Origin of the sequence: Pseudovibrio sp. POLY-S9, assembly GCF_001431305.1 — a bacterium.
Taxonomy (GTDB): domain Bacteria; phylum Pseudomonadota; class Alphaproteobacteria; order Rhizobiales; family Stappiaceae; genus Pseudovibrio.
Genome location: NZ_LCWX01000216.1, coordinates 39,191 through 65,966, shown reverse-complemented (window position 1 = coordinate 65,966; position 26,776 = coordinate 39,191). Strand labels below are relative to the sequence as shown.

Below are 26,776 nucleotides of genomic sequence, written 5' to 3'. Positions count from 1 at the left end.
CCGAAAATTCGGCAGCCGCCGCCACTACTGCTTCTCCCACGAAGGCTACCGCTGGGAATCCCGCCGGATCACAGAAATCCTCGCTGAGCGATACGGTAATCACCCCTCCGTCGCAGCTTGGCAAACCGATAATGAGTACGGCTGTCATGAGACTGTCCGCTCTTGGTCTGGCTCCGCCCACAAAGCCTTCCAACTCTGGCTGGCGCAAAAGTACGGCAATATCAAAGCCTTGAACGAGGCTTGGGGCAACGTGTTCTGGTCAATGGAATACAACAGCTTTGAGCAGGTCGATCTGCCAAACCTGACGGTGACAGAGAGTAACCCGTCTCACAGGCTTGATTTCAAACGGTTTTCATCAGATCAAGTCGCTGAGTTCAACGGAGAGCAAGTTGATATCTTGCGCAAGCTCTCTCCGGGCCGCTCAATCCTCCATAACTTCATGGGCAACACGTTTTCCTTCGACCACTACAAGGTCGGAGACCAGCTCGATATCTCCAGTTGGGATTGCTATCCCATTGGGTTCCATAGCCAATATCAGATGGAAAACCCGCTGGGCACACCGGATGGCTACTGGGAAGACTATTTCCAGCAAGGCGATCCCGATTATCAGGCCTTCCACCACGACCTTTACAGACAAGCGGGTCATGGCCGCCTCTGGATCATGGAGCTGCAACCCGGCCCCGTGAACTGGGCGCCGTATAACCCGATCCCACTGAAAGGAATGGTGCGCCTGTGGAGCTGGGAAGCTTTCGCCCATGGTGCTGAAACCACAAGCTATTTCCGCTGGCGACAGGCCCCATTCGCACAGGAGCAAATGCATGCAGGGCTCAAGCAGACCGATAATAAGCCTGCGCAGGCGTATGTCGAAGCCGCTCAGGTTGCCCGCGAAATTGAGGAGCTGGGCGCCTTCACCCCGTCAGAAGCTCCCGTTGCACTCATTGTTGACTACGAAAGCCACTGGGCACACGAAACTCAGCAGCAGGGTCAAGACTTTAGCTATTTCCGTCTCGTCCTCTCCTACTACCGTGCGCTGAGACAAAAGGGCGTCGATGTAGAAGTCATCAGACCAGCCTCCCAGGACTTATCCCCCTACAAGCTGGTCATTGTCCCCGCCCTTTATTCAATGAGCGAGGAACTCTCAGAAAACCTCAAAGCCTACATCGAGTTCGGCGGTGTCGTCCTCGGTGGTCCTCGTCTTGCGCAAAAAGACAAGAACTACCAGATCTCTCAAAAGACCCTTCATCTTCCTGAACCCTTTGAAGGCGTTGAGGTTCTGCGCGTCAGCACCAGCCCGATAAAGTTCGCGACACCAGTCTCAGACCTGGCAGATCAGGAACGCGGCAAAGCCTACGTCTGGCAAGAAGAGGTCACCACCAGCTTGCCAATCCTGTTCGAAGACGAGAGCGGCCAACCGATCTTCATGGGCGAAAACAACATCTACTACGTTTCCGCCTGGGCCGACCCAACACTCATGAGTGCCATTTTGGATGAGGTCTTCAAACCTGCGAAAATTGATAAGGTGGAATTGCCGAGTGGATTGAGAAGAAGCAAAACATCTGTCGGCACTTTCTATTATAACTATTCGAAAAATAAGATGAATTTGAAAGCGTTGCGTCTTGCTGATGCAGCAGAATTGGATGGATTGGAGCTGCCTCCAGCAGGGGTTGCTCTGGTCCGGGAAGGAATTGAAGAGCTATGACTGAAGCTCCAAAAACAAAACTCCGCTCACAAGAGTGGTTTGACTCGCCAGACGATCCGGGCATGACCGCACTGTATCTGGAGCGCTACCTGAATTACGGCATTACGCGTGAAGAGCTTCAGTCAGGCCGACCGATTATCGGTATTGCCCAGACGGGGTCTGATTTATCCCCGTGCAACCGCCACCATCTGGTGCTGGCAGAGCGCGTGCGCGAAGGCATCCGCGAAATGGGCGGCATCTGCTTCGAGTTTCCTGTTCATCCTATTCAGGAAACCGGCAAACGCCCAACCGCAGCGCTTGATCGAAACCTTGCCTATCTCGGTCTTGTCGAAACGCTCTACGGTTATCCGCTCGATGGTGTTGTTTTGACCATCGGCTGCGACAAGACCACGCCAGCGCTGCTCATGGCCGCCGCAACCGTCAACATTCCCGCCATCTGCCTGACTGTTGGGCCTATGCTCAATGGCTATCACAAGGGGGAGCGTGTTGGCTCTGGTACGGTTATCTGGAAAGCCCGCAAGATGTTGGCGACCGGAGAGATCGACTACAAAGAGTTCATGGAAATGGCTGCAGACTCTGCGCCATCCGTTGGCTACTGCAACACCATGGGCACTGCCTCAACCATGAACTCACTTGCAGAAGCCCTGGGCATGAGCCTGCCCGGTTGCGCGTCTATCCCCGCGCCATATCGCGAACGTGGCCAGATCTCCTATGAGACCGGTAAGCGGATCGTGCAGATGGTGCATGACGATCAAAAGCCGTCAGATGTCCTCACACGCAAGGCGTTTGAAAACGCAATTGCAGTGAACTCGGCCATCGGCGGTTCAACCAATGCGCCAATACATATCAACGCTATCGCACGACATATCGGCGTTGAGCTGCACAACGATGATTGGCAGAACCTGGGCCATAAAATCCCACTGCTTGCCAACGTTCAACCGGCTGGGGCTTACCTTTCAGAAGAGTTCCATCGTGCAGGCGGTATACCGGGCATCTTCTCAGAGCTGATGAAACACGACCACATCCATAAAGATGCTGTCACTGTTTCAGGAAAGACCACAGGTGAAATCTATGGAGAGAGCACAGTCGCTGACTACGACGTGATCTACCCCTATGATAAGCCGATGATGAAAGATGCCGGGTTCCTCAACCTCAAAGGCAATCTCTTTAAATCCGCAATCATGAAAACCTCTGTGATTTCAAAGGATTTCAGAGAGCGTTATCTGTCTAATCCAGATGATTTAGATGCTTTTGAGGGCAAGGTTGTGGTGTTTGATGGCCCTGAAGAGTACCACCACAACATCAACAATGAGGCTCTTGGCATTGACGCCAACACAATCCTCGTCATTCGCGGAACTGGCCCGATCGGCTATCCGGGCGGTGCTGAAGTTGTGAACATGCAGCCGCCGGATGAACTCTTGAAGCAAGGCATTGATGCGCTGCCGTGTATCGGTGATGGTCGCCAGTCAGGCACCTCCGGCTCTCCCTCTATCCTCAACGCATCCCCGGAAGCCGCCGTCATGGGTGGTCTCGCTTTGTTGCGTAACGGAGATATCGTTCGCCTTGATCTGAACAAGGGAGAAGCGAATGTGCTGATCCCTGAGGAGGAGCTGGCGAAGCGAAAGCAGGAGCTGGCGGAAAGCGGTGGCTATGAATTCCCTGAGCATCAAACGCCGTGGCAGGAAATTCAACGTGGTATCGTAGATCAGTTTGATGAAGGCATGGTGCTGAAACCAGCCGTTAAATACCAGCGCATCGCGCAAAAAGGTCTACCGCGTCATAGTCATTGATTGTGGTTCAAAACGAAAAAGCCGCCTCAGTTTGAGGCGGCTTTTTTGTTGTTTAAGAACAGCTTAGTCTTCTGTCGCAGCCAGCAGGCTCGCGTTGCCACCAGACGCTGTTGTGTCAATGCAGAGGTGACGTTCCAGCTGATAGCGCTCAGGCTGGTTACGCTCCATAATCAGCTGCATCAAAGCACCCTCACGTTCGGCAAGCTCAGCCTTCATTTCCTTCAGCTCTTGCTCGCTGTGGTTCGCTGCAATGGCATCAACCCCTTGAAGTTCTTTCAGAGCACCAACGGCCAGATTGCCTTCCAATGCGACGATTGGAGCGGAAAGAGTGCGCAGCTTCACAGCCAGCTTCTCGGCGTCTTGTCCAACAGCAATCACCCCGTTGCCAGCTGCCAAAGCCAGAACCACCTGATGCTTCAGGCTTTCTGTATCCGGGCCAAGGCAAAGCACGGTGCCACGTGGCGCAGCATAAAGGCGGTTGGATTCACCGGTTGGCCCAGGCATGTTGTGTGCGTGATCAGCCGCAACACGGTTCAGAAGACCTGTTTCCTTCTCAAACAGGGTTGCCAGCTCGGTGAAGCGACCGAAGTTACCTTCCCACGTGCTGGTGCGTAATGCCCCTCGCACTTTAAAGATATCCTCGGCGGAGACGGTTTTGCTCAGCTCCACACTGGTCGCCGCTGACGTGTCAGCAAGACGGAAACGAGCCACATAGTGAGGACCACCTGCTTTCGGGCCAGTACCAGACAGGCCTTCACCACCAAATGGCTGAGATCCAACAATCGCGCCTATCTGGTTTCGGTTCACATAAAGGTTGCCCACCTTCACGCGCTCTACAATATGTTGAACACGGCTATCAACACGGGTGTGCAGACCAAATGTCAGGCCGAACTCTTTTGCATTGATCGCATCAATCGTCTGGTCGATTTCTTCTGCCTTGAAGGTTGCAATGTGCAGAACAGGACCAAAGATTTCTTCGTCCAGCTCTTCGATACCGTCCAGTTTGATCAGTGTCGGAGCAATGAAGTGACCTTTGGCGGGCGCTTTCATCTGTTTGATGACGCGACCTTTTTCAGCCCACTTTTCGCAGTGTGCAGCAATCTTCTTCTGAGCGGCTGCATCAATCACCGGACCAACATCCGTTGATAAAACAGCAGGATCGCCCAGTTCCAGCTCACTCATGGCACCCAGGAGCATCTCTTTGAAATCTTCAAAGATGTCTTCCTGAACATAAAGCATGCGCAGCGCAGAACAACGCTGACCCGCACTTTGGAAGCTGGAAGCAATGACATCACGAACAGCCTGCTCAGGCAGAGCCGTGGAGTCCACAATCATGGCGTTGAGACCACCTGTCTCCGCGATCAGTGGAGCAGATGGAGAAAGGGCTTTTGCCATAGCACGGTTGATGTGCTGTGCAGTCCCAGTGGAACCAGTGAAACAAACACCAGCTACACGACTGTCAGATGTCAACGCAGCACCAACTTCACCAGCACCCGGCAGCAACTGCAGAGTCTCGATAGGAATGCCAGCCTTGTGCATCAGGCCAACAGCAAACGTTGCGATCAGTGGTGTCTGTGGCGCAGGCTTGGCAAGCACTGGGTTGCCAGCTGCCAGAGCTGCAAATATCTGTCCTGAGAAAATCGCAAGCGGGAAGTTCCAGGGAGAGATACAGGTAATTGGACCACGAAGGCCGCCTTTACCATCACGCTCATCAAGACGGATCGCTTCGTTCGCGTAGTAGCGTGCAAAGTCAACCGCTTCACGCAGTTCGTTGATGGCATCCATGTAGGTCTTGCCAGCTTCACGGGTGAGCAGAGCAAAGATTTCAGGAGCATTCTCTTCAAACAGGTCTGCCGCTTTGCGCAGGATGACAGCACGGTCTTCAGCACTTTTGTCTGCCCACTCAGCGCAGCCGTTATGTGCGGTAGTCAAAGCCGCTTCAATCTGCTCAGGCGTCGCGGTCGCTACGCTGCCAACAACATCCCGCAGATCCGCAGGGTTTTTCACGCTCACCGCTTCAGCGTTCTTGACGGAAGCTGCAATGACAGGATGGCCGTTCCACTTGGTTGCTGAGAAGGATTTCAGGTTCTCAACATACTCAGCTTCCTGGCGTGTATCACTCAGGTCCCAGCCCTTTGCGTTTTTACGTCCTGCACCGTAAAGCGCTGGTGGGAGAGGGATCTTGGAGTTGCCAACATGCTCGCCATACTTCTCGATATGCGCCAGCGGATCCTGTGCAATCGCCTCTGGAGTCACGTTTTCATCGCGGATCTGGTGAACGAAGGAGCTATTCGCGCCATTTTCCAAGAGGCGGCGAACCAGATAAGCCAGCAGGTCTTTGTGTGCACCAACCGGAGCGTAGATGCGGCAGTTGGAGCCGTGTTTCTTCATGGTGCGCTCGTGAAGCGCTTCGCCCATGCCATGCAGACGCTGGAACTCGTAGGAGCTCAGCGGGAGATTTTTTCCCAGTTCCAGAATGGTTGCAACACTGTGCGCATTATGAGTTGCGAACTGCGGATAGATCCGGTCCGTCATTCCCAGCAGTTTTTCAGCACAAGCGGTATAGGAGATGTCAGTGGATACCTTACGGGTGAAGACCGGATAGCCATCAATACCGAGGGTCTGCGCACGCTTGATCTCGCTGTCCCAGTAAGCACCTTTCACGAGGCGCACCATGATCTTGCGATCATACTTCTCAGCAACCGCATAGAGCCAGTCGATCACGTGAGTTGCACGTGGTCCAAACGCCTGTACAACAATACCGAAACCGTCCCAGCCCTCAGTTGCAGGATCGGCCAGCAACGCTTCAATCACATCAAGGGAAATGTCGAGGCGATCCGCTTCTTCTGCATCAATGTTGAAGCCCATATTGGAGGACTTCGCCAGCATGATAAGGGAAAGAGTGCGAGGAACCAGCTCTTTCATCACACGTTCGCGCTTGGCAAACTCATAGCGTGGGTGCAGAGCCGAAAGCTTGACTGAAATACCTGGGTTTTCGCGAATGCTTGCTTTCGTACAATTGCTAGAAAGCGCGGTAATCGCTTTGGAGTAGGACAGATGATAGCGCTTTGCATCAGCCTCGGTCCGGGCAGCTTCGCCAAGCATGTCGTAGGAGTAGGTGAAGCCGTTGCCTTCTTCCGCACGCGCATTACGCATGGCTTCGCGGATGGTACGGCCAAGAACGAACTGGCGACCCAATTCTTTCATCGCTTGCGCAACAGCAGTACGAACCACAGGCTCACCAAGGCGCTTCACAACACCGCGAATGGTGCCAACGAGCCCCTGATCATCTTGCGCCAGAACCTTACCAGTCAGCAGCAGCGCCCATGTGGACGCGTTGATCAGTGTGGAAGAAGATTGACCCAAATGCTCTCCCCAGGCACTTGGAGTAATCTTATCCGCAATCAACGCATCAATTGTCTGGGCATCAGGCACGCGAAGCAAAGCTTCCGCAAGGCACATCAGCGCAATGCCTTCCTGAGTTGAGAGGCCGTACTCGCCGAGAAAACTCTCCATGATTGTTGGAGAGGTGTTTGCCCGCAAATCTGAGATCAAATCTGCCGCCTTGTCAGATGCCCGCTTACGCGAAGCCTCATCCATTTGCAGGGATGAAATGAGCTCCTGAACCACCTGATTTTCGTCAGGAAGGTAGTTATCTCTGATTTTGTTGCGGATGATCTCCGGCGTAGCCTCTGATCCCATGCCGTGCTCCCTACTGTTAAATACCTATTGTTGAGCTGACATTAGCAAAATACCCATAGGGATGTTTCCTGTATTTTTTGATGGTAAAGACTATTCGACTTTGATATTCAGTCGAAATGGTCGTTATGAATAATAAAATGGCATATCATGGAGAAATTGGACGATTTTGATCGTAAGATTGTAGAAGAACTGCAAAAATGCGGACGCATCACTGTCACTGACCTTGCGAAAAAGGTAGGCCTTTCTAAAACGCCTTGCCAAATTCGCATGAAGAAGTTGGAGGATGCGGGATACATTCTTGGCTATCGGGCAGAAGTCGATCACACCAAATTAGGTGCTGGTCATATCGCGTTTGTACAGGTCAAACTTAACGATACGCGCTCACGCTCACTGGAAGCGTTCAACGCAGCTGCGCGGGAGATTCCAGAGATCGAAGAATGCCACATGATTGCAAGCGGATTTGACTATTTGCTGAAAGTGCGAACCAGAGACATCGGGAGTTATCGTCGCGTGCTCGGAGAGAAGCTCTCTGAGATGCCTTACGTTGCCCAGACATCGACATTCGTTTGTATGGAGCAGGTCAAAGACAGGCCGTTCTAGTCGACACCACGCTGCATGTAGTGTGCGTTCGCTCCATATGCTCTGAGTTTATCCTTGAGCAGTTGTTCGTGCACTGCTCGAAAGCCGCGTGCCCGCCAGAACTCATTGGCGGTGTCCAGAGCAACCAGTGCAAACTTGTTGATGTAAAGACTGCGGGCGACCTGGCTCAACTGCTCAAGAACAGCTCGGGCTGCGCCAATGCCTTGTGCTTCCGGCAGTAGGGCTATGTCGTGAATGTAATAGACTTCGGCCTTAAAGGGCAGGGAGCCCAGTAAGCTTGAGAGCGGCGGGATACTGCGATTTTCCCATGGATGTGAGATGATGTAGCCGAGGATGGTGTCTCTATCGTTTTGTCGCAGCACCTGACAGCCATGAGGAAACAGTCGCACACGTTCCCGAACACAGTCGATATCCTCCGGCAAATGCGGATAGGTCTGCTGCATGATCTGGTCGATCTCTTGCAGGTCGTCTTCTTGCATCTGGTGCCAGCTAAAATTCTCCATGGCGGTGCTGCATTTCTCACTAATCAGGCTTCTTGCTCATCATCCGGCAGCACAATACGTTCAGGCTTGTGATCTGTCATCGTCAACATACGCCATCCCATCACGGCAAACAGAATTGTCAGGAGGGGGCTGACGATGTTGAAGAAGGCAAATCCAGCAAATGCTAGCGTTGGAACTCCAAGTGTAGCCGCCATATAAGCGCCACAGCTGTTCCATGGAATAAGAGCAGACGTCACTGTTGCACTATCCCCAACCGCACGGGACAGAACCTCAGGTCGTAATCGGCGTTGACGGAAAGACTTGCGGTACATCCTGCCCGGAATAACAATCGCAATGTACTGGTCTGCCGCCAGAATGTTAGTCGCGATTGCGGTTGAAACCAGCGACAACACCAGCGCACCAGTGGTTTTAGCTGCGTGTAGGATCGGGCCGATAATCCGGTCCAGAATACCGGCTTTCTCAACCACCCCACCAAATGCCAAAGCTGTCATGATCAACCAAATGGTCGTCAGCATATTGCCCATGCCACCACGGCTCAGCAGTGCATCAATAGAAGGGTCTCCTGTCACGCTCACATAACCATTGGACATCGCGATCCAGACGCCTTTGATCACCTCCAGTGAGTAGGGCAGCGCCGGAGAGGCAGCAAGGCCAACCACTTTGTCTGGGTCCATGATGACTGCATAAAGACCGCCCGCCAACGCACCAATAAAGATGGTCGTAAACGGCGGGTAGCGGACCATTGCCAGTCCCAAAACCAGCAGGAGCGGAAGGAAATTGAGCAGGGTAATGTCGTAATGCTGCTCAATGCTGGTCAACGTGCCTTGTGCGACAAAGTCTCCGGGTTCTCCGAGCCACCAGAAGAGGGCTAGCGAAATGATGAGAGCTGGTATGGACGTCCAGAGATTTTCTTTGATGTGCGTGTAAAGATTGGATCCCGCCGCCGCAGTTGCCAGATTAGTTGCATCAGAAAGTGGGGAGGACTTATCTCCGAAGTAAGCGCCCGACAGGATAGCGCCGGCAGTGATAGCGGGATCGAGGCCCATCTTTGTCGAGATCCCCATCAATCCGATGCCAATGGTTCCTGCAACTGTCCACGAGCTACCGATGCTGACTGAAACAAGGGCACAAATAATGACGGTCGTGAAGTAAAAGTAGTTTGGGCTAAGGAGCTGTAATCCATAATAAACCATCGCCATGATGGTGCCGGACATAGCCCATGTGCCGATCAGCGAGCCCACTGCAAACAGAATGAAGATCGCATGAAGTCCGGTGCTCACGCTATCAACGACAGCATCCTTCAGTTCATCAAAGTGAAAACCATGGAACAGAGCCACAAAGCTGGCGATCAGAGCACAAAACAAGAGCGCAATCTGGTTTGGTCCTGAGGAGGCTTCATCTCCAAACAGATAGTAGGAAAGCGCAAGCAGGATAACGAGCGAGGCAACGGGAATGATCGCTCCGACCAGCGACATTTTTTGAGAATATGGGGCTGGCACTTTGGCCATATGCAATTCGTCCTTTGTGTTCCTGTTGTTTTTGATGGGCAAAATGAAGCCCAAGGACAATCAAATGCATTTGAAAACAGGAACGCCCCAAAGCTCACTCAGCTTCGGGGCGTTCATCTCAGTAAAACGTGGTGTCACCAGCCGCTGTGGTAATCGAAGTCCCTTTCTCTCCCAAAATTGCTTGAGGAACTTCAGAGAGCGTGCATATGACGGATATCTTGCCGGTTTGCCGAGCAAAAGTCTGTGCTGCTTCTACCTTTGGTCCCATAGAACCTGCAGCAAAACCATAGGCATCCAGTGCATCTGGAGAGGCCGATTTGATCGCGCGTTGGCTTGGAGTACCCCAATCCAGATAAACGGCATCCGCATCTGTCGCCATAATGTAGACGTCAGCATCAATCTCTTTGGCAAGAAGGCCTGAACACCGGTCTTTGTCGATCACGCATTCCACACCAACGAGCTTCTTTTCTTCGTTGTACATAGTTGGAATGCCGCCCCCACCTGCTGCGATGACAAGCACATCATGGTCCAGAAGCCACTTGATTGGCCGGATCTCAAAGATGTGTTTGGGTAATGGACTTGGCACAACTCGCCGCCACTTATCTCCATCTTCTCGAATGGACCAGCCTTTCTCATCGGCAAGTCTCTCCGCTTCCTCTTTGGAATAAAGCGGACCAATGGGCTTGGTTGGATCTTTGAAAGCAGGATCGTTTGGGTCAACTTCAACCTGCGTGAGGATCGTGGCAAATGGCTTTTCAAAGGGCAGGAGGTTCCCAAGCTCCTGCTCGATCATATAACCAATCATGCCAACTGTTTCTGCGCCAAGCACATCCAGTGGATAGGCCTCAACCTGCTCGTAGGCTGCTCCCTGCAAAGCCAGCAAACCGACCTGCGGGCCATTCCCGTGAGTGATGACCACCTCATGGCCATCATCATAAAGTGGCACCAGCGCTTTCGCGGCGATCCGCGCATTCTTTCGTTGGTTTTCGGCAGTCATTGCCTCCCCGCGTCGGAGAAGGGCATTCCCGCCAAGAGCGACGACAACACGCATTATCGACCTCCAATCGTCGCAACCATGATGGCTTTAATAGTGTGGAGCCGGTTTTCAGCTTGCTCAAACGCTAGGTTGCGATCCGATTCAAAGACATCATCGGTCACTTCCATCTCGGAGATACCGAACTTCTGGAAGATCTCTTCACCCACCTTGGTCTCCCGGTTATGGAAGGCTGGCAAACAATGCATAAAGAACGTGTTCGGGTTGCCGGTGCCTTCAATCAGGGCCTTGTTGATCTGGTAGTCACGCAACAATTTGATCCGGCTTTCCCAGACATCCGGCGGCTCACCCATCGAGACCCAGACATCTGTATGGATGAAATCAACACCCTCAGTACCTTCTTTGACATCATCCGTAATTGTGATGCGTGCACCATACCGTTTTGCATTGAGTTCGGCTGCTTTCAGCACATGCGGTTCGGGGTGCAGCTCTTGCGGGCCAATAATGCGAACATCACAGCCACATAGAGCACCCAGCATCAGCAAAGAGTTGCCCATGTTGTTGCGAGCATCGCCCAGATAGGCAAATGAAATTTCATGCAGTGGCTTGGGGCTGTGTTCGGTCATTGTCAACATATCAGCGAGCATCTGGGTTGGATGCCAGTCATCAGTCAAACCGTTATAGACCGGGACGCCGGAATACTCCGCCAGAGTTTCAACGGCCTTTTGCCCGGAACCACGAAACTCAATGGCATCGAACATCCGACCCAGCACACGCGCGGTATCCTTCATGGATTCCTTGTGGCCGATCTGAGAGCCGGATGGATCCAGATAGGTGACATGCGCTCCCTGATCGTGAGCGGCAACCTCGAAGGCGCAACGGGTACGGGTGGAGGTTTTTTCGAAGATCAGGCAGATGTTCTTATCGACAAGTGTCTGCCGTTCTGTTCCTGAGTATTTGGCTCGCTTGAGATCACGGGCCAGATCCAGCATGTAAAGCACTTCGCGTTGGCTGAAGTCTTTGAGCTTGAGGTAACTGCGACCTTTCAGATTGAAAGCCATTTTTCCTTACTCTCCATCTCTTGGATGTTTTTATTGTTCAACGGAGTTTGAAAAGACTAGAACTCCACGGCCTCACGTACTGTTGGACAGGTCATGCAGTGTCCACCACCGCGACCACGGCCCAGTTCAGACCCGTCAATGGCGATGACCTCCACACCGGCTCGTTGGAGTTTTGAGTTTGTGTAGGTATTTCGGCGGTACCCAACCACGACACCAGGTTCGATGCAGACAACGTTGTTGCCATCATCCCATTGCTCGCGTTCCTGGTCATAAGCATTACCGCCTGTGGTCACCACATGCAGCTTCTGCATACCAAGTGCATTGGCGATGACATCGAACAGATGTCCTTCATCTTGCCTGTAATCTACGCTTTCCGATTTGTCTCCAGGACGGATCGAGAAGCAGATAATCTCATCACAAACGCCTGAGAACGCTGTTGCTTTGTCGCGATCAAGAAGAGTGAAAACAGTGTCCAAGTGCATCGCTGCACGGCTCTTTGGCATCTGGCAGGCAATGACCCGAGTTGCGGCCTTATTGCGGAAAAGAGCACGCGCCACCTGGCCGACAGCTTGAGGTGTGGTGCGCTCACCCATCCCGATTAAAACAACCCCATTGCCGATTGGCATGACGTCGCCGCCTTCCACAGTTGATTCATGGAAGTCCTCATCCGGATCACCCCACCAGAAGTTGACCTTTCCCTTGAAGTGGGGGTGGAATTTGTAAATTGCAGTGGTGAGGAGCGTCTCGTTCTGGCGCGCCTGCCAAAACATCGGATTAAGCGTAACGCCGTTATAGATCCAGCAGGTCGTATCGCGGGTGAACAGTGTATTCGGCAGAGGCGGAATGACGAAATCATTTGCATCCAGATAGCTACCAAACACACCTGTTGGTTTGAAACCCAACTCACACCGTGCAATTCCGCCAATCAGATGATCCGCGAGGAATTTCTCGGGTTGCTCGTAAAGCCAGGCTCGCAGATCCTCGGCCATGCCATACCCAACGCGGTTGTGCGTGATACGGCGCTCCAGCAACCACTTACGAGCTTCCTGATCCTCCAGCGTCTCCTTCAGCAGATTGTGCATTTCCAGTACGCTCACACCGCGCTCTTCCATTCTGAGGCAGAAATCGTAGTGGTGTTTTTGCGCTTCTCGAACCCAGATCACATCATCAAACAGCAACTCCTGACAGTTGCCGGGCGTAAGGCGCATATGCGCAAGCCCGGGACGGCAAACCATCACTTCTTTCAGTTTGCCAACTTCCGAATGAACACCAAATTCAGTCATGTTGCAGACTCCGTTCCAGAATTCTTGTTTTGTGAGAGATCAGTGTCTCAATGTTTGGTTCAGAGGTTTGATTTGTGCGGCGCAGAGGCATGCTTGCCTCTGCGAAGATTGGAGAAACCGCCTCTAAACGCTGAGCGACAGCGCGAGTGAGATCAAAACGAACAGAATGATCACTAGCGGGATGGCAAACCGAAGCCATTTGTCATAAGGCACCCGCCCAATCGCAAGCCCGCCCATCACAACGGCAAAGGTAGGGTTGAACAGGTTCAACAGCCCACTGGCGGATTGGAAGGCTGTGACCACATATTCTGCCCCTACATTGGAGAACCCTGCCAGCGGGGCCATAATCGGCATGGACAACACGGCAAGACCTGAGGAAGAGGGCACGAAGAACGACAGCACCAGTTCCAGCCAGAACATCACATTGATAAAGGCAACTTTGCTCAGTCCACTGACGGCCTGTTCGGACCAGTAAAGGATCGTGTCGGTAATCGAACCAGCATCCATCACCACAACGATACCGCGGGCAACCCCGATGATCAGCGCGACACCAAGCAGATCACGTGCACCATCCAGGAAGTTGTCAACGAACTCGTGTTCACCTTGTCGGGCAACGATCCCCACGAGTATAGAGGCAGCAAGGAAAAGGGCAGCCATTTCGCCCATCCACCAGCCAAGAACAGCAACGCCGTAGATCAACAGGCCGAATGTGACGACGAAGATCGTCATGATCCAACCGTGCTTCGCCGTGAAATCGGGAATGTCGTCCGTTGAGACACCTTGCAGGAAGTGTTTTTCGTTTTCATCCTTCATTTCGGAAACAAGGGAAGAAGTGTGATCAGCTTTCACCTTTGCAGCGTAACGCATGACCCAAGCCACACAGACCAGCCAACCAACAATCAAGATAAGGAAGCGAAGACCGATGCCGTCTGTAAAAGGCACACCAGCTGCATTAGAGGCGATTACAGTTGCAAACGGGTTGATCGTTGAGCCAAGCGTTCCGATGCCTGCACCCAAAAGAATAACGGCAACACCCGTCATAGAGTCATAACCAGCGCGGATCATCACGGGAATGATGAGCGCGTAAAACGCAAGACTTTCCTCCGCCATCCCATAGATCGTGCCCCCAGCTGCAAAGAAGGCCATCAGTATGGGGATCATCAGGTTCTCTCGCCCCTTCAATCCCGTCATAATCTTGGCGATCCCTGCATCAATTGCACCTGTTCGGGTAACAACCATCAGGAAGCCACCAATCACAAGAACAAAGACCGCAACATCAATTGCATTCGCCGTGTAGGAGATCGGGTCATAAAGACCTGCAATTGGAGCCATAAAGACTTCAACGGGACCTTGAGGATTAGCCTCTACCAAATGATAGGTGCCGGGGACCGGAACTTCCTTATCGAGGATTGGGTTGATCACCCGATCATATTTACCAGCAGGGACGAACCAGGTTGCAATTGCAACAAGAATGATGAGGGCAAATAGAATTGTAAACGCGGTAGGAAACTTGAACTTCGACATTTGCTTTTCCGCTTGGTTATGTGTCGAATGTAAAAATGCTCCTGCTACCTAATATCTATGCGTATACTTACGTCAACATGTCTTCTGCTTCTTGATTAAGCGTCATCACAAATGAAATATTGCAAAGCGTTAGGATGTTTTTAAGTAAAGTTGAAGATGATGTTTGAGTTGACCTAACTATGTAGCCGTGATCAACCTGCGATAGGGTAAAGCAAGCTACTGCAAATCATCTGCTTCTGTCAGATGGTGTGCTGCGAAAGGCATAAGTTGTCAAAATACAGTGAGTTAACTGAACGAAAAAGACTTCAGAGAAAACTCAATAACATGCAAACTAGTTTTTCCGGGTCGTAATAAGGAACCGAATGTGTGCTTGTCAGATCAGCACCAATCAGGGAAATGCCTTGAGCTTCCAGCTCAGCCCAATCAAACTCAGCAGCATGTTTTTCATCTGTGACGATAAAGTTGAGCAACTTGTCTGTTGGCGTATCTGCCCCCGCATCAGCGCGCAGATGTTTCAGGAGTGCGTCCACTGTCTCGTTCGGACTCATCCCGAACTGCTCAGGATCATTGCCAAGGTTGGGTACATAAACTTTCGGGTTTGAGCTACGTGCAATAGACTTGCCCACGCCCTTTGGCAGAAGATTAGCGATCAGGCTGCTGTGAAAGCTTCCCGGAGGATAGCAGATCATGTCTGCAGTCTCGATAAGGTGCTGCTTTTTAGGAGAGACCTCGATCTCCACCGGATCACCTCCAGCCAGAGAGCGGGTCAGATAGGTCCGTTTAATCCGGCTTGCAATAGGCGAGGTTTCTTTGCCAGTCATCTTATGCTGGCCCACAATGATCTCACCAGAATCCAATTCAACAGCCAGATGCAAACGTGCATCAACAGTCGCCAGAACCGTGCCGAGTGTGTTCACCAGTTTTGAGAACAGGAAGATAATCGGATCAAGCTTCTGATTGTTGTTCAGATACCCACCGGCAAGGATTAGGTTTCCGATGCTGGCGCCTCTCAAATCGAAGTCTGATGGCATCGCATCATGAAAAAATGCCAGCTGATGTCGGATCAGGCGCCGCATTGGATTGGGAACTCGTGCGATCAGTTGATCATGCCCTTCCAACAAATCCACCAGTTCACCGTGCAAGTCCTCAAGAGAAGCCGTTTTTGGAAACCGATGTGTGAAAAGACGGTAGATCTCGGACTGCCCAAGAACGCTTTCATCTGCCAGCGCAATCAAGCGTGAGCGCAGATCTCCAATTGCAGGCATACCAAAGGCGTGACGCAAAACAGCAGAACTTCCACCGCTATCAAACGGCGTCATCAGGTGAATGGAGTTGTGGGTGTACTGCTTCAAAGCGCGAGCTGTTGGATTAAGCGCGCTTCCTCCGCTGAAGAACAAGAGGGCAGGGCCAAGTTCTGGCAGACGCTTGTAGCGACTGATGCGAACAGGATCTGGTAGGTTTAGACCGCGCGTAACACTGAACTGCTGCATAAATGAACTTGCCCGACTGAGTGACTTTCGATCCCTGTTACCATAGGAGATCTATTCCTCTGGTTTACCGCTAAATTGCAGAAACCACTCAACTAAATAAGCAGCATCCCCAAAGAACTCTAGCGATAATGATTAATCTTTAATGCCTCTAAGAAGCATTAAAGTAAATTTCCAATTAGATATATCAGGAATTCAGTAAAATCTCTGTCAAATCAAAAATGAATATTCGTTGCTCATGAACCAGAGAGATGAAAATAAGAGAAAATACCTGTAGTTCTTGTGGGTTTGATGGGTATTCTTGGTATCTGTATTTGACACCGACAAATTCAGAGGATGTAAAGCTCTGGAAATAATAAAAATAGAGAGAATAACATGAGTTCGCAGGCCCGGCCCGTTGCTCAAGCACAAGCTCAAAACATGTTTAAATCCATTCCCCAAGCATTTATGGAATCTGTCGAACGCCTTGCCGACAAACCAGCATACTTTGTTCGTGGGAAAGATGGATGGGAAGCAACGAGCTGGACCGAATATGGCGAGCAGGTACGTAACACTGCAAAAGCACTGCTTGCACTGGGCGTTAATCCCGGCGATGCCGTTTGTATTCTAAGTTACAATCGTCCTGAATGGACCATCATGGACGTAGCCTCCATGATGATCGGGGCCGTACCAACAGGCATTTACTGGACAGCCGCCGCTCCTGAAATCAATTACATCCTGCGCCATTCGCAAGGCCGCATCTTGCTTGCTGAAACCAAAGCTCAGCTCAAAGGCATAGGCGAGCAGGCAGAGAATATGCGCCACCTGCGTAAGACCATTCGTTTGGATGGGCGCGTCGAAAATCCAGATCAATACACATGGGCTAGCTTTATGTCCCTGGGTGAGAATAGCCCTGGACTGGATGCTGAGCTTGACCAGCGCCTCAATGACATTGTTGCCGAGGACATTGCACTCCAGATTTATACCTCAGGGACAACAGGTCTGCCGAAAGCAGTGCAGATCAGCCATCGTGCAATTCGCACAGAGTCCGATGCATTGAATCTGGCCTTCAAGCCGACTCCGGCTGACCGCTATATTTCCTATCTGCCCATGGCTCATATCGCAGAGCAGTGCGGCACTATCATTCAGGCTTGTGACACTGGCTACCCGGTTTACTACGCTAAGTCCGTGACCAGCCTCGGCGAGCATTTGCCAGAGGTGAGGCCGACTGTAACCTTTGGTGTTCCGAGGATTTTTGAGAAGATCAATGAGAAAGTCGAAAAGCAGCTCAGCAAAGAGAAAGGCTTCAAGGGCAAGCTTATTCAATGGTCTCTTCAAACGAGTAAGGACTGGTACAAAGAAAGCATAAACGGCAAGTCTGCTGGTTTGGTGCTGAACACCAAAAAGAAGATCGCAAACCGCCTCGTGCTCGATAAGATCAAACACAAGATCGGCCTCGACAAAATGCGCATGTTCGTGAGTGGTGGAGCGCCCGTATCCAAGCGTGTTCTGGAGGCCTTTACAGGACTGGATATTGTCATCCGCGAAGTCTATGGCCAGTCAGAGAACTGTGGTGGTGCGACCATCAATATCATTGGAGCAACCCGTCTGGGGTCTGTCGGTAAGCCGATGGATGGTGTCACGATCAAAATCGCCGCAGATGGTGAGATACTCTGCAAAGCAGACACCAACTTCTCTGGTTATGCGCATGACCCTGCCGCAACAGATGAAGCTTTACGCGATGGTTGGCTCTACAGCGGTGATATCGGCTATTTCGACAAGGAAGGCTATCTCTTTATCACAGGCCGAAAAAAAGAGCTTATCATCACGTCTGGAGGTAAGAACATCTCGCCTGCGATGCTTGAGCAAGACCTTATGGAAATACCTTTGGTCGAATATGCTGTTGTTGCAGGCAACAATCAGAACTTTTTAAGCGCTCTGATCACCGTTGATGGGGCAATGGCACAGCGATTTGCAACCGAGAATAACATTAAACCAGAAGATGTTCTGAAATCTGATCAGTTGCGGAGTGTAATTCAGGCCAGCATCAAAAAAGTGAATGCACGTCATTCGCGGGTTGAACGCATTCGCAAGTTTGAGATCTTACCGGATGGCTTCTCGATCCAGACAGGCGAACTGACGCCAACACTGAAAATCAGGCGCGCGAAAGTGCTCAATAATCATTCAGATACTCTGGAAACAATTTACAAGCACGACGATTAAAGCAGGTCCCTGATGTCAGAAACCCCTTGGTCCAGAGGCATGGTCCAAGGGGCTTCCAAGGGATAAAGCAGGGGCCAAAGCTTACCTACTTTTCATCAAGGAACCAGTTTGCTGCATTGTTGTAGCAAATGTCCCTGATTATGCCTCCCGCAAGCTCAAAATCACCCGGAATGTGGCCTTTATCCATCCACTCCCCAACGATCCTGCAAAGCAAGCGACGGAAATACTCGTGTCGAGGGAAAGATAGGAACGATCTGCTGTCTGTCAACATGCCGAGGAACTGAGAAAGCAGTCCCATCTGCGCAAGTTGTGTCATCTGGCGTTCCATGCCGTCCAGCTGGTCATTGTGCCACCAGCCTGTTCCTGCTTGAATTTTGCCGCCAAAGGAACCGTCCTGGAAATTTCCGGCTGTTGTTACGACAACTTCGTTCTTGGTTGGATCAAGAGAATACAACACAGTTCTGGGCAATGCTTTTTCACGATCTAACGTGTCGAGGAACTGGTTGAGTGGATTAGCAAGCTCACGATCATCAATGCCATCACAGCCGACGTCTGGCCCAAGAGCCTTGAACATGCGGCTGCGGTTGTTCCGTGTCGCACCAATGTGCATTTGCATGACCCAACCACGTTTGGCGTATTCCATGCCAAGAAACACCTGAACAGCTGACTGGAATGCAGTCACATCATCAAGACTTAGAGTTGCTCCGCTTTGTCCCTCTTTGAAGATACGGTTCAGCTCAGTACCGGACGGAACCGGGCAGAACAGCATGGAGTCCAGACCATGGTCCGCCGCACGGCAACCATGTCGTCCAAAGTGATCCAGTCGTATGGATAGCGCCTCAAGCAAACGCTCATACTTGTCGATATGGAAACCAACGGTTCTGCTGAGTTTCATGATGTAATCAGGAAACGTCGGCTTATCGATCTTAAAGGCCGGGTCAGGCCGAAAAGTTGGCCGAACAACCATTGTAGAGGTTGGATCCTGCGCGATCATCTTATGCCAGTGCAGGTCATCGCAAGGGTCATCAGTCGTTCCCAGCATCTTCACGTGCTGCATCTGCAACAGGCCACGAGCGGAAAATGGTTTGGTCGTAAGCTTTCCGTTACAAACTTCCCAGACAGTCTCAGCGGACTTCTCTGAGAGGATCACACCTTCCAGCCCGAAGTAGCGATACATCTCCAGATGCGTCCAATGGTACAGCGGGTTCCCAAGAAACTTCGGCATAACAGAAGCGTAGGCGAGGAACTTCTCTTTGAAGCTGGTGTCCTTGCCGGTGATCAGGCTTTCATCAATCCCGGCCCACCGCATAGCACGCCATTTGTAGTGATCGCCCTCAAGCCAGACGCGGCCAATGTCATCAAAGCGATGGTCTTCAGCAATGGTCCGCGGACATAAGTGGTTGTGGTAGTCCACGATTGGCATTTCTGCTGCATAGTCGTGGTAAAGCCGCTGTGCTGCTTCTGTCTCGAGGAGGAAGTCTTGTCCAAGAAATGGCTGCATCGTTTTTGCCCTGAAGGTAGGGGGATTGATCCTGTGACCAATCCCTGAGTATGAGCGTTTGCTCAGCCTGTGGCCGAGCAAGGATTTCCATAAAACCTAGTCAGCCAAATCAGCGACAGCCTGCGCGGCACCTTTTTCTGCCACTGCGCAGTAGGCCTTGTGAACCGCTTTCTTGAACTCATCGTTAGCAACAAGTTCAGATGGGAACACAGAATGCATAGCAAGCAGTGCATCGACATAGGTTGTTGCGTCGCCGCCGTCTTTGGCGACAATTTCGGCAAGCTTCTCTTTCATCGGATCAACTACTTCGTAACTTTCGCCATTGCGATCCGCGCGGATGTAGTTCATCCAACCACCAATACCGAGCACCAGATGACGATAGTCGCCGCCATTGGCCAGATGAAACTTCACAGAGTTTAACCAGCGCTGCGGCATCTTCTGTGTTCCATCAGCAGCAATCTGCCAGGTACGGTGTTTCAGCTTGGAGTTGGAGTAGCGTTTGAGCAATGAGTCAGCGTAGGCCACCAGATCCACATCACTCGGAACATCCAGTGTGGGCAGCTGTTCATCCACCATCAGCTTGCGTGCTTCCGCGTAAAACACAGGATCGGCAGCGCAATCCGCAATGGTCTCCTTGCCAGCAAGGAAGCCAAGGTAGGCAAGGAAGGAATGAGAGCCGTTCAGAGTGCGAAGCTTCATCTCTTCAAACGGCTCAACATCCGCAACAAGTTGCGCGCCAGCAAGCTCCCACTGTGGCCGTCCAGCTTTGAAGTTGTCTTCAATCACCCACTGACGGAACGGCTCGCATACGATGCCATTCAGATCAACTTGTCCGCCAAGGCTCTCGCGGATGAGGTCTCGGGACTCGTCAGTCAGCGCAGGCACGATGCGGTCCACCATGGTGGATGGAAAAGAGACATTTTCCTCGATCCACGCAGCTAACTCTGCATTCTGCTTGGCCGCAAACTCACGAACAGCAACTCCGCAGAGCACGCCATTATGAGGTAAGTTATCGCAAGACATCACCGTGATAGGGCCGTTGCCAAGCGCCCGGCGTTTCGCAAGGCCAGCAACGATCAACCCGATAGCGGTTTGAGGAGCCTCAGGTGCTTTAAGATCCTGCTGGATCATTGGATTGTCCAGATCCAGCTTCCCGTTTGTAACGCAGTAGCCTTTCTCGGTAATGGTGAGAGAAATGACCTTCAGCTGCTCTTCGGCTAGTCCGTCGATCAGTGTTGATACGCCATCGCGTGCTACGTGCTGTGTCTCGCAAACAGCACCGAGGAGCCGGGTATTGGTGCCCTCATCAGCAGTCTCAACCAACGTGTAGAGGTGACCATTCTCTGCAAGTTTATCGAACAGATCTGGCGTTCCAAACAACTCAATCACCCGCAAGCCCCAATCACCGCCACCGGTAGCAAGTGTTTCGTGCAGATGCATTGCAACGTGAGCACGGGCAAAGGCACCAAAACCAATATGAGCAATACGCGGCTTTAGTGATGTACGATCATAAGATGGGACAGACACATCACCTGGAAGCGTATTGAGATCGAGTTTCTGAAATTCAAAAGTCATAGGAGGTGGACCTTATCAAAGCTCATTGAGTGAGAAAGTGTGAGTGTCATCCGAAACCTTTTGTCCGTTCACGACCACAGTCGGAACGAGACCGTTCGGTGAGCGGCCTTTGATGAAAACGGAAAGTTCTCGTCCATCAATCTCAAGTGAACCGCTGCGGCACAAAGTTAAAATTTGCTCGTTGGAACTGCAGGAAAGAACCATATGAAAGGTGCTGTGCGTGCCATCGAGCCATTTATGGCTGATGCCATCATCTTCAAAAACAGCAAGCTCTCGCTTTCCGGCGCCTTGGAACGGGAAGATCGCCAGGGCTTCAAGATGGCACTCAGTGGTGTTTTTAGCTGTTGGGTTAGCAAGCGGAATGACGGTACCAGCACGCACGAACAGGGGGAGGCGTTCCAAAGGTGCATCAACAACGATGGTCTGTCCGCTCTTGTGATACGCGCCTGTATCGAATTCGTACCAGCCATCGCCATTATCTGGCAGATAAACCTCACGTATTGTCGCTCCTTGCTCAACCACAGAAGCAACCAACAGGTCCTTGCCGAGCAGATAATCATCCGTCTCCGCAAAGGTGCGCGCGTCTCCTTCGTGATCAAGGAATGTTGGGCGCAAAAGCGGCTCATCCATCACATGCATGTCGTGCAGCATGGTGTAGAAATACGGCATCAGATGCTGACGCAGTTGGATGGCAATGCGGATGAGGGGCGTAACTTCCGGATACATCCAGGCTTCATTGACCGTTGCATCATCATTCCACGAATGGATCGTGAAACGCGGATGCATGACGCCATTTTGAACCCAGCGTACAAACAACTCAGGATCAGGACGAGCACCAGAGAAGCCGCCCACATCGTGGCCGACATTGTAGATACCTGACATCGACAGCCCGAGACCCATCTTGATGTTGTATTTCAGGTTGTTCCAGTCAGTTCGGTTATCACCAGTCCACGTCTGTACATAGCGTTGCAAGCCGGGACAGCCACTGCGAGAGATAAGATAAGGGCGCTCTTCCGATGCATACTCCACCTGTGCTTCATAAGAGGCACGCATCATCAGGAAAGAATGAAGCGGACGAATGAGCCCGACGTCAATCTCTTCACCAAACCCCTGACAGCGAGCAGAGAAATCCCAGATCTCATACTCGTTGTTGTCGTTCCAGGTAGAACCGATACCGCGCTCAAGCAACTGCTCGGTGACGTTGACTTTCCACCAACTCACAGTATCCGGATTGGTGAAGTCGAGGTGAGAACCTTCATCATCCCAGAACAGAGACCGCTCTGGCTGATCAACCTCACTGTCTTGAATGAACAGGCCTTTCGCTGCCACATCACCATACATAGGATGGTCCTGTAGTAGACATGGCTTGATGTTCGCAGCGAGATGAACGCCAGCATCCAGAAACTTTGAGGTCATGGCCTTTGGATCAGGACATTTCTCGTAGTTCCAGTTGAACACATAGCGTTTGGAGCCAATCGATGTGTAACCGGAGGAGAGCTGGAAACTATCGCAAGGAATGGCGTGCTCTTTGATCAGATCAACAAAGCCTTCCAACTGTTCCTGCGCATTCTCCGCATCGGTGTAATACATGGTCGAGCCGGAATACCCGAGGCTCCATTTCGGCGGGAAGATATGCTTGCCAGTCAGCCAAACCTGCGTCTTGGTCACCTCCAGTAGGGAAGGGCCGAGCATAAAATAATAGTCCAGATCTCCGTCTTCAGCACGGTATGATCTGTAAGGCTGATGATAGTTGTCGATCTCATTGCCAAGATCAAACCAGCAGCTCGCAAGATTGTCGTAGAACACCCCATAAGAGACGCCAGAACCGGTGCGTGTCAGCGTAAACGGCAGATGCTTGTAAAGTGGGTCGGTGGTCTCTGCATCATACCCCATCGCATCCAGATTACGCATTTCGTAGCGGCGACCATTGCGCAGCAGATTGCCAGCTTTTTCACCGAGGCCATAAATCCGGTCATCTGCAGATTGGCTGAAGAAATGCGAGTTCTTGTGGTCTTTGACGCCTAGCATATAAGCGCCTGTAGGCCGTTCGCTGGCGATAACCTGGTATGACCCGTCTTCGCTTTTTGCCTCCCAGATTATCTGAAGCGGCGTTTTCACGCAGACGCGTAAAGCCCGCGTCTCCAGTGTAAGTGTGTCCTCTGCAAGCTCTTGCTTAAACTCTGGCAGCGAAAAGCCTTCGACAGAAAGACGAGACCGGCCTTCAAGCGGTACCGGTGTTTCTGCCGGAGTGATGGACCATGTTCGTCCTTGCCGGAACTCACCATTCTTGCGCAAAAGAACCCGAACAAGCTTGTCTTCAAGAACGAACAGAGAAAGCAGATGCTTGTTATCTACAAGCAGGTCAACCCGGTTCTGTTCGGTCTCGATGTAGGACCACTTACCTAGCGTTTTCATTATGCTTCAACCAGTTTTGTTGGGTGTTGTTATGGTTGCAAAGTGTCTGTCTGTTATCCGCCGTAACCAAGAATGACCCGCGGCAGGAACAGGCTGATTTCTGGAATGAAAGTCACAAGCATCAGGATGGAAATCACCGCTGCATAGAATGGCAGCATTGGTTTGATCAGATCCTGAATAGCAACTTTGCCTACAGAGCAACTGATGAACAACGCACTGCCCACTGGCGGCGTAATGATGCCGATGCACAGGTTGTAGGTCATCATAATACCGAAGTGCACAGGATCCATGCCAAGCTCAGTCGCGACAGGCAGGAAGATTGGTGTGAAGATCAGCAGCGCAGGGGTCATGTCCATAAAGGTGCCAATTACCAGCAGGCAGATGTTGATCACCAGCATGATGATGAATGGGTTTTCTGAGACATTCGCCAGTGCTTCACCAATTGCGTATGGAATGTCAGAGAATGTCATGGCCCAGGACATGCCGATAGAACAACCAATCAGAAGCAGCACGATGGAACTGGTAATGGCACTCTCAAGAATGATGGTGGGTAGATCAGTGACCTTCACTTCGCGGTAAATGCCAACCGCCAGTAGCAAGGTGTAAACCACTGCCACAGCAGAAGCTTCTGTGGCAGTAAAGACACCACCAATGATTCCACCCATGATGATGAAGATGAGCAACAACGGCAGGAAAGCATCAGCGATTTTGAAGAGGATCTCTTTGAAACTTGGCAGCGGGATCAGTGGATAGCCACGTTTCGCAGCAACGATACCAGCCACAACCATCACACCAAGACCCATCAGGATACCTGGCAAGTATCCGGCAACGAACAGCGTTGCCACGGATGTGCCGCCAGAGATCAGAGAGTAAACGATCAGCGTTGAGGAAGGTGGGATCAGCATGCCAGTTGGGCAGGAGGCTGCATTCACCGCAGCAGAAAAGGCAGGGTCATAGCCTTCTTTGCGCTGTAGCGGAGACATGATGCCACCGATTGCAGCAGCAGAGGCTACAGCAGAGCCCGAAATGGAGCCAAACAACATATTTGCCAGCACGTTGACGTGTGCCAAAGCCCCCGGCAAACGTCCGCCAACAATCTTGGCCAGCTCAATCAAGCGGCGTGCGATACCGCCAGAGTTCATGATGTTGCCAGCGAGAATGAAGAACGGGATCGCCAACAGTGTGAAGCTGTCCAGACCACTCGCCATCTTCTGTGAAACAACAAAAAGGGCCTGATCAAACGAGATCAGAAAGGTGATTGTTGCTGTTGCCGCCAGCCCGATTGCAAAGGAGATCGGCACGCCGAGTGTAACGAGAATGCCAAACACACCAAACAGAATAAGACCGCTTTGAAGCTCACTACTTAAAAATTCCATCAGACTTACTCTTATTTTGCAGCAGGATCAGCGGCATCAGGCATCTGGTCGTTTGGACCTGTACCCGTGCCATTGGCGAGACCAATGAAGAACTCAATGCAGTAGAACAGCATGATGCCGCCAGAGAACGGAATAGCTGCGTAGATGTAGCCCATTGGAACGCGAAGAGCGGGCGAGACCTGCCCGTTCGCGAGTGTCTTCAGGACCAGTTGTCCGCCGCCGTAAAGCATGACAACACCTGAGAAGAAGGCGATCGCCAGAATGATGAAGTAATCTGAAAACAATTTCCGATTGCCGACCAGCGAGCCGGTTAAAAGATCAATTGCCAGGTGTCTTCGCATTCCAAGCGTATAGGCCGCACCAATCAGGCCGATCCACATAAACATGAAACGAGCAAGTTCATCGGTCACGGTGCTTGGCGTGCCAAGAACGTATCTCGAAAAAACCTGCCAAACCACACACACCACGAGCACGACAAAAACCGACACCGTGAGGGCCTTGAGGATCGTGTTAACTATTTTGGTCAGCGCTTGCATTTTATTTCCCTAATCCAGGTGAAGGCGCGGGCTCAGTATGCAGAAAGAATCTACAGTGGGCGACCAATTTCTCCTGAGGGGTTGTTCAGGAGATCTTGAATTCGTGAGAGGGTTTCAGTTGGAGATCTGCAAATCTACGGATATCCAATGAATCCAATTAAATTACCTCTCCTCCAATTAATTGCTGATTTTTGATTATTGGTCAACCAATATGATAAAATGGTTTGACAATGTCGCAGTTTTGTACAAATGTGACATGTGTGGAGAGAGGTTTGGTTGATCTCCTTTCTCCACAATTCAACGGTATCAGCGGAATTGCTCTGACCTCTTGTTTTTCAAGGAAGATGTAGAGACGGGAGCAACGCCAACCAATGGTAGCGTGCTGAAAGATGTATTCTGAGGCAAAGGGAAGGGGAACAAGCTCTCAGTCAGCTATTTAAACTATTTATAACAGTAGCTTGAGAGTTTGGACTATTGGTTTGATACATACATTTCGGAATGATGACACTCTTTGAGTGTACAGAGGTCCCGGTGTGATGATTTTCAGATCAATGGCACATTCGCCTGATTTTCTCAAATACACACAAATAGGTCGACCAACTTGGACGGATGTCCCAACAACGACGAAACCAATATTGGTCAACGAGGATCAGTGATGCTTGAGCGGATGGAAGGTGCCGATAACGGCCTGGCTTGCTTGCATGATGAGGACTATGACGTTCCTTTCAATAAGCAGAATCTGAACAGCAGCACGCTGATTTTCACCGGCGGCCGTAAGGCTGAGTCGCTAAACGGAGAGTGGAACTTCTGCGTCGACCTGCTAGATACCGGCCTGCGTCAGAAATGGTTCTCTTTCACTCCAGAAGCGCGGGAAGATAAGACTGAGCCTTACGATTACGACCCTTATGCAGGCGAAACGGTTCCAGTCCCTTCGTGCTGGTCCATGCTCAAGGACAAATGGTACTTCTTTGAAGGCAGTGCGTGGTACACCCGCTCGCTGGATCTGGATGAACTGTCGGA

At 51.4% G+C, this 26,776-nt stretch carries 17 protein-coding genes and 1 pseudogene; 5 read left to right on the top strand and 13 right to left on the bottom strand.

Annotated elements, in window-relative coordinates; genetic code table 11:
• The coding region (locus PPL9_RS22205) for a beta-galactosidase (protein WP_208989551.1) at positions 1-1,699 on the top strand (1,699 nt) is incomplete at its 5' end.
• Entirely contained in the window at positions 1,696-3,489 is a 1,794-nt protein-coding gene (locus PPL9_RS22200; RefSeq protein WP_057464777.1) for an IlvD/Edd family dehydratase, read from the top strand. The genes PPL9_RS22205 and PPL9_RS22200, both read left to right, overlap by 4 nt.
• A gap of 63 nt (positions 3,490-3,552) precedes the next feature.
• On the opposite strand, the gene putA is transcribed toward PPL9_RS22200, so the two are convergent.
• The gene (putA, locus tag PPL9_RS22195) at positions 3,553-7,191 is read right to left on the bottom strand and encodes a bifunctional proline dehydrogenase/L-glutamate gamma-semialdehyde dehydrogenase PutA (RefSeq protein WP_057464776.1); all 3,639 of its coding nucleotides are present in this window, start codon (positions 7,189-7,191) and stop codon (positions 3,553-3,555) included.
• Between the two features lie 147 nt (positions 7,192-7,338).
• Between putA and PPL9_RS22190 the strand changes: the two genes are divergently transcribed.
• Complete coding sequence (locus PPL9_RS22190; protein ID WP_057464775.1) at positions 7,339-7,791, top strand: Lrp/AsnC ligand binding domain-containing protein; 453 nt, start codon at positions 7,339-7,341, stop codon at positions 7,789-7,791.
• Here PPL9_RS22190 and PPL9_RS22185 read toward each other — a convergent pair.
• From PPL9_RS22185 to PPL9_RS22155, 7 genes are all read right to left on the bottom strand, one after another.
• Positions 7,788-8,294 carry a GNAT family N-acetyltransferase gene (locus tag PPL9_RS22185; RefSeq protein ID WP_057464774.1) on the bottom strand — a complete coding sequence of 169 codons (507 nt, stop codon included), beginning with the start codon at positions 8,292-8,294 and terminating at the stop codon, positions 7,788-7,790. The two genes, PPL9_RS22190 and PPL9_RS22185, sit on opposite strands and share 4 nt — an antisense overlap.
• Before the next feature lie 23 nt (positions 8,295-8,317).
• On the bottom strand, positions 8,318-9,802 hold the full coding sequence (gene nhaC / locus PPL9_RS22180) for a Na+/H+ antiporter NhaC (RefSeq protein WP_057464806.1): 1,485 nt from the start codon (positions 9,800-9,802) through the stop codon (positions 8,318-8,320).
• Between the two features lie 118 nt (positions 9,803-9,920).
• Positions 9,921-10,853, bottom strand: coding sequence for a carbamate kinase (arcC, locus tag PPL9_RS22175; protein WP_057464773.1), 933 nt, complete (start codon positions 10,851-10,853; stop codon positions 9,921-9,923).
• Positions 10,853-11,857, bottom strand: a complete 1,005-nt coding sequence (gene argF, locus PPL9_RS22170) for an ornithine carbamoyltransferase (protein ID WP_057464772.1) — start codon at positions 11,855-11,857, stop codon at positions 10,853-10,855. Before argF ends, arcC begins: the two co-directional genes overlap by 1 nt.
• Positions 11,858-11,913: 56 nt before the next feature.
• Positions 11,914-13,140 carry an arginine deiminase gene (arcA, locus tag PPL9_RS22165; RefSeq protein WP_057464771.1) on the bottom strand — a complete coding sequence of 409 codons (1,227 nt, stop codon included), beginning with the start codon at positions 13,138-13,140 and terminating at the stop codon, positions 11,914-11,916.
• Between the two features lie 123 nt (positions 13,141-13,263).
• Positions 13,264-14,664 (bottom strand): YfcC family protein, encoded by a 1,401-nt coding sequence (locus PPL9_RS22160; RefSeq protein WP_057464770.1) that lies wholly within the window; start codon positions 14,662-14,664, stop codon positions 13,264-13,266.
• A gap of 305 nt (positions 14,665-14,969) precedes the next feature.
• A complete protein-coding gene (locus PPL9_RS22155) occupies positions 14,970-16,154 on the bottom strand; it encodes a GAK system CofD-like protein (RefSeq protein ID WP_057464769.1) in 1,185 nt (394 codons plus the stop codon).
• A 372-nt stretch (positions 16,155-16,526) separates the two neighbouring features.
• Between PPL9_RS22155 and PPL9_RS22150 the strand changes: the two genes are divergently transcribed.
• Entirely contained in the window at positions 16,527-18,353 is a 1,827-nt protein-coding gene (locus tag PPL9_RS22150) for a long-chain fatty acid--CoA ligase (RefSeq protein WP_057464768.1), read from the top strand.
• Between the two features lie 85 nt (positions 18,354-18,438).
• On the opposite strand, the gene uxaC is transcribed toward PPL9_RS22150, so the two are convergent.
• The 5 genes from uxaC to PPL9_RS22125 form a co-directional block, all read right to left on the bottom strand.
• Positions 18,439-19,854, bottom strand: a complete 1,416-nt coding sequence (uxaC, locus tag PPL9_RS22145; RefSeq protein ID WP_057464767.1) for a glucuronate isomerase — start codon at positions 19,852-19,854, stop codon at positions 18,439-18,441.
• Between the two features lie 96 nt (positions 19,855-19,950).
• Positions 19,951-21,429 carry a mannitol dehydrogenase family protein gene (locus PPL9_RS22140; RefSeq protein WP_057464766.1) on the bottom strand — a complete coding sequence of 493 codons (1,479 nt, stop codon included), beginning with the start codon at positions 21,427-21,429 and terminating at the stop codon, positions 19,951-19,953.
• Between the two features lie 15 nt (positions 21,430-21,444).
• A complete protein-coding gene (locus PPL9_RS22135; protein WP_057464765.1) occupies positions 21,445-23,844 on the bottom strand; it encodes a glycoside hydrolase family 31 protein in 2,400 nt (799 codons plus the stop codon).
• Positions 23,845-23,897: 53 nt separating this feature from the next.
• Positions 23,898-25,220, bottom strand: a complete 1,323-nt coding sequence (locus PPL9_RS22130) for a TRAP transporter large permease (protein ID WP_057464764.1) — start codon at positions 25,218-25,220, stop codon at positions 23,898-23,900.
• 11 nt (positions 25,221-25,231) lie between these two features.
• Complete coding sequence (locus PPL9_RS22125; protein WP_057464763.1) at positions 25,232-25,756, bottom strand: TRAP transporter small permease; 525 nt, start codon at positions 25,754-25,756, stop codon at positions 25,232-25,234.
• Positions 25,757-26,411: 655 nt separating this feature from the next.
• Here PPL9_RS22125 and PPL9_RS22120 point away from each other — a divergent pair.
• Positions 26,412-26,776, top strand: a pseudogene (locus PPL9_RS22120) (glycoside hydrolase family 2); the annotation flags it as partial.

Excerpts from the sequence above, each read along its gene's own strand:
- PPL9_RS22200 (WP_057464777.1), top strand. The coding sequence starts at position 1,696 with ATGACTGAAGCTCCAAAAACAAAACTCCGCTCACAAGAGTGGTTTGAC.
- putA (WP_057464776.1), bottom strand. The coding sequence starts at position 7,191 with ATGGGATCAGAGGCTACGCCGGAGATCATCCGCAACAAAATCAGAGAT.
- PPL9_RS22190 (WP_057464775.1), top strand. The coding sequence starts at position 7,339 with ATGGAGAAATTGGACGATTTTGATCGTAAGATTGTAGAAGAACTGCAA.
- PPL9_RS22185 (WP_057464774.1), bottom strand. The coding sequence starts at position 8,294 with ATGGAGAATTTTAGCTGGCACCAGATGCAAGAAGACGACCTGCAAGAG.
- nhaC (WP_057464806.1), bottom strand. The coding sequence starts at position 9,802 with ATGGCCAAAGTGCCAGCCCCATATTCTCAAAAAATGTCGCTGGTCGGA.
- arcC (WP_057464773.1), bottom strand. The coding sequence starts at position 10,853 with ATGCGTGTTGTCGTCGCTCTTGGCGGGAATGCCCTTCTCCGACGCGGG.
- argF (WP_057464772.1), bottom strand. The coding sequence starts at position 11,857 with ATGGCTTTCAATCTGAAAGGTCGCAGTTACCTCAAGCTCAAAGACTTC.
- arcA (WP_057464771.1), bottom strand. The coding sequence starts at position 13,140 with ATGACTGAATTTGGTGTTCATTCGGAAGTTGGCAAACTGAAAGAAGTG.
- PPL9_RS22160 (WP_057464770.1), bottom strand. The coding sequence starts at position 14,664 with ATGTCGAAGTTCAAGTTTCCTACCGCGTTTACAATTCTATTTGCCCTC.
- PPL9_RS22155 (WP_057464769.1), bottom strand. The coding sequence starts at position 16,154 with ATGCAGCAGTTCAGTGTTACGCGCGGTCTAAACCTACCAGATCCTGTT.
- PPL9_RS22150 (WP_057464768.1), top strand. The coding sequence starts at position 16,527 with ATGAGTTCGCAGGCCCGGCCCGTTGCTCAAGCACAAGCTCAAAACATG.
- uxaC (WP_057464767.1), bottom strand. The coding sequence starts at position 19,854 with ATGCAGCCATTTCTTGGACAAGACTTCCTCCTCGAGACAGAAGCAGCA.
- PPL9_RS22140 (WP_057464766.1), bottom strand. The coding sequence starts at position 21,429 with ATGACTTTTGAATTTCAGAAACTCGATCTCAATACGCTTCCAGGTGAT.
- PPL9_RS22135 (WP_057464765.1), bottom strand. The coding sequence starts at position 23,844 with ATGAAAACGCTAGGTAAGTGGTCCTACATCGAGACCGAACAGAACCGG.
- PPL9_RS22130 (WP_057464764.1), bottom strand. The coding sequence starts at position 25,220 with ATGGAATTTTTAAGTAGTGAGCTTCAAAGCGGTCTTATTCTGTTTGGT.
- PPL9_RS22125 (WP_057464763.1), bottom strand. The coding sequence starts at position 25,756 with ATGCAAGCGCTGACCAAAATAGTTAACACGATCCTCAAGGCCCTCACG.